At 59.7% G+C, this 3744-nt stretch carries 3 protein-coding genes; all 3 read left to right on the top strand.

Annotation, left to right across the window (positions count from 1 at the left end; all coding sequences use genetic code 11):
* Positions 1–318: 318 nt before the first annotated feature.
* On the top strand, positions 319–624 hold the full coding sequence (locus tag E8A46_RS30435) for an integrase core domain-containing protein (protein WP_363251573.1): 306 nt from the start codon (positions 319–321) through the stop codon (positions 622–624).
* A gap of 352 nt (positions 625–976) precedes the next feature.
* A complete protein-coding gene (locus E8A46_RS11650) occupies positions 977–2260 on the top strand; it encodes a S41 family peptidase (protein WP_291560626.1) in 1284 nt (427 codons plus the stop codon).
* A 369-nt stretch (positions 2261–2629) separates the two neighbouring features.
* On the top strand, positions 2630–3744 hold a 1115-nt coding region (locus E8A46_RS11655), incomplete at its 3' end, for a diphosphate--fructose-6-phosphate 1-phosphotransferase (RefSeq protein ID WP_291560628.1).

The following is a 3744-nucleotide window of genomic DNA, read 5'->3' on the forward strand; positions in this document are numbered from 1 at the left end:
AAGCCTCCCCTATGGAAGCGGGTTTTTATCTGCGTTGTGCTTCGGCGCCCGTTGAGCATGTGGAAGGAATATAGATAACTATCCCCAGGGTTCGATAATCGCTTAATGAAGCATGGCAGTACACTACAGGGATTGGTGGGTAAGTGCCGATACTGCTGAAAAAGTCTTTTGCGGTCGACGACTGAAGCTTTTCAGGACCGCCGGTGCGCCCCACGAGCGGCGACGTGAAGGACCACGTCGATTCCACCAAAAGCGATCATAGACCTTCGTAACTGTCTTACAAAGGCTTTCAGCGGCTCCGGGACTGGGATCGCATCTATGGTGCCGCCGTCACACGCCGACTGCGGGCCATGGGAATCCGCTACAAGCCTACCAGCACCAGCTTCGCCCTGGCAGAATGACTTTGTTGAACGGCTAATCGGATCGATCCGCCGCGAGTGTCTGATCATGTGGAGATCTGGGGCGAGGCTCATCTGCACCAGATATTTCGAGCATACGCGAGCTATTACAACACATCGATCTTTGAACAAGGATGCGCCGGTTTCTCGGTCGGTTCAGCGGGTCGGTGTCATCAGTTCACGCGCCATCTTGGGCGGACTCCATCATCAGTACGTTCGGGCTTAGGGTTTCGGTACACACAGCCTGACGAGCATCACGCGCAGCCATCGCTAGGCGGATATGTTGAGACGGCCCAAGGTATTTCATAAACTTGCCTTATAGGGGCAAGCACCTCTTCCGATCTAATTTCTGGCAATCGCTTCTGCTATCTTACTATCCAACCCAGTCCGGGCGATCGGAAAGCAGTCTCGAAGCCGGGACGCTAAACATCCCCGACCAGGCAAACACCATGAAAGTTAGCCCAGAGCTTGTTCGCCATCATGTTCCAATCGGATGGTACCGACGGTGAAGCGTCCGAGAACGCTGCGCCCATCGACCCGCTGATGCGCGGCGGCGAGCTCCATCGCAAGGTTGCACGATGAAGAAGGTAATCAACTCAGCACCGTCGCGCCGCCACTTTTTGCGGCTAACATCAATGGCTGCGGCATCAGCCCTGGCCCCAACGGTTTTGTGCGCCGAGCAGCGAGAAGCAGGGGAGTCGGCCGCATCCCAGGCCGTGTCCGCACGCATCGCTACGTTCGAGGAGGTATGGCGGACTGTACGAGATCGGTTCTACGATCCGGATCTACACGGGCTCGATTGGTCAGAGGTCCGGGAACGTTACATGCCAGACGCCACAGAGGCGAGCTCCGAAGAGGCGCTGGCCAGCGTCGTTAATAACATGCTCTCCGAGCTGCACGCTTCGCACACGCGCTACTACACACCGCACGAACCAGAGTACTACCAGCTTTGCGGTATCTTTGCTGGTGCGCTACGGCGACGCGGACTGGAACGCGCTTTTCCGGGTGGCCGTATCTCCTATCCCGGCATTGGCGTCCTCTTGCGCGTCGGCATGCAGGGCCGCAGCATGATTACCGGCGTTATAGAAGGCACGCCGGCCCAACAAGCCGGCCTGCTCGCTGGTGATGAGATCGTCCTCGCCGATGGTGCACCGTTTCAGCCGGTACAGTCATTCCGTGGTAAGGTTGGCAAGGAAGTTGTGCTGGGCCTGCGTCGTTCCGGTGCGTTTATGCAGTTACCGGTTACACCGCTCGATATTGAGCCCAACCAAATGTTCTTGGACGGCCTGAAGGCTAGTGCTCGCATAATACGGGCCAACGGCCGAAGCATCGGCTATGTTCATGTCTGGTGCTACGCTGGCTCCGTGTATCAGCGGACCCTCGAGCATCTTCTCTCGCAAAGTCCGCTGAACGACGCCGACGCGCTGATCTGGGACCTGCGCGATGGCTGGGGCGGCGCGATCCCCGAGTATCTTGATTTGTTCAACACGCGAGCGCCGACGATGCAGGTCACTGATCGCAATGGCGCCAGCGAATTCGAGAACGTGAAGTGGCGCAAGCCTGTCGCCATGCTTGTCAACGGTGGCACCCGCAGTGGCAAGGAAATACTTGCCTATGGCTTCAAGAAATATCGGCTTGGCGAGGTAATCGGTAGCCGGACGGAGGGCGCTGTCCTCGCTGCGACGGCATTTCTCATTGGCGGCGGCTTACTGTTGCTCGCGGTCGAGGACGTGCGGGTCGACGGCGAGCGGTTGGAAGGCGTTGGCGTCGCACCAACGATCGAGGTCCAAGCTGACCCGGCCTCCGTGAGTCTAGGTGATCCTCAACTCGATCGGGCGATCGCAGTCCTATCCGGGGCCTGATCCCGAATTAGGTAACCTACGAAGAATGCGCGGACGTAGAGTTAGGAACGGTATTCTAGAGGTGTCTGCCCTCGGACTTGGCTGCGGGAGCATTTGCTTTGCCTACGGTCCGTCGCCAGGGCGCTCACCGGTCGAGATCAACCGGCCCGCTGGAGAAATCGGCCCAGCGTAGGCGCGGACGTTTGTGATTGGCCGCTTCTGGCGCAAGGCGGACATTCCTAAGCGCGACCTTGCATGGTTAGGAAGACGTAGATCCAAAGATCCTTTCGCTGCAGGCCAGACAGCCCGTTGCAGGATTGGCCAATCTTCGCTTCAATCGTCTCTCACAGTCTGCGGGCGGCATAGCAAGAAATACGTCATGGAGGATCCATGCCATCGATCGTCATCGCCCAGGGCGGCGGCCCCACCGCCGTGATCAACCAGACCCTGTGTGGCGCCATCCTTGCCGCGCGCAGGCATGATCCGTCCGTGCGCATTCTGGGCGCACGCTATGGCGTGCGAGGCCTCACGGCGGGGAATGTCGTCGACCTGACCGCCATCCCCGAGGCCCAACTCCGGCGCCTCGGCAACACGCCCAATTCGGCTCTCGGCTCGACCCGCGACAAACCAGATTCTGGCGCCTGCGCTGATATCCTCGCGGCTCTGGACCGGCTAGACGCCCGCGCCTTCGTCTATATTGGCGGCAATGACACCGCCGGAACGCTCGAACTGCTGCGGCAACAGTCAAGTGGCCCCTGCCATTTCGTGCATGCCCCCAAGACCATCGATAACGACCTGATGGAGAACGATCACGTCCCCGGCTTCATCTCGGCCGCCGCCTTCGTCGCCAATGCCCTTGTCAGCATGGATCTCGATTTTCGCGCCATGCCCGGCATCTATGTGGCCATCGTCATGGGCCGCCATGCCGGATTCCTTACCGCCGCCGCAGCAGGCTGGCAGCAATCGCCCGACGATGCGCCGAATCTGATCTACACGCCGGAAAAGCCGTTCTCGGTTGTCCAATTCCTCGACGAGGTCGATGCCATTTATGCGCGCCTGGGCCGCTGCATCGTCTCGATGTCCGAGGGCGTGCAGGACGAGGCCGGCCAGCCTCTCGTCGAGGCACTGGCGGGCGAGGCGGTCGAGCGCGACGCCCATGGCAATCTGCAATTGACGAGCGGTGATCTCGGTATCGAGATCCAGAAAGCGCTGAAATCGCGTTTTCCCAAGGCAAGGGCGCGTGTCGATACGCTGGGCTATCTGCCACGCGGATATATCGGCGTGATCGACGAAACCGACCGCAAGGAGGCTTTCGCCGCTGGCGCATTTGCCGCGCAAAACGCTTTAACCGGCAGTGGCTCGGTGGTGCTGCATTATGACGGCGACCGCATCGAACCTCTGATCGTGCCGCTCGAGCGTGTGGCTGGCAAAACACGCCATATGCCGGACGACTTCTTTGCCGGCAGCAATACCGTTTCGGATGAAGGACGGCGCTATTTTCGGCG

The organism is Bradyrhizobium sp., assembly GCF_004799445.1.
Lineage (GTDB): Bacteria > Pseudomonadota > Alphaproteobacteria > Rhizobiales > Xanthobacteraceae > Bradyrhizobium.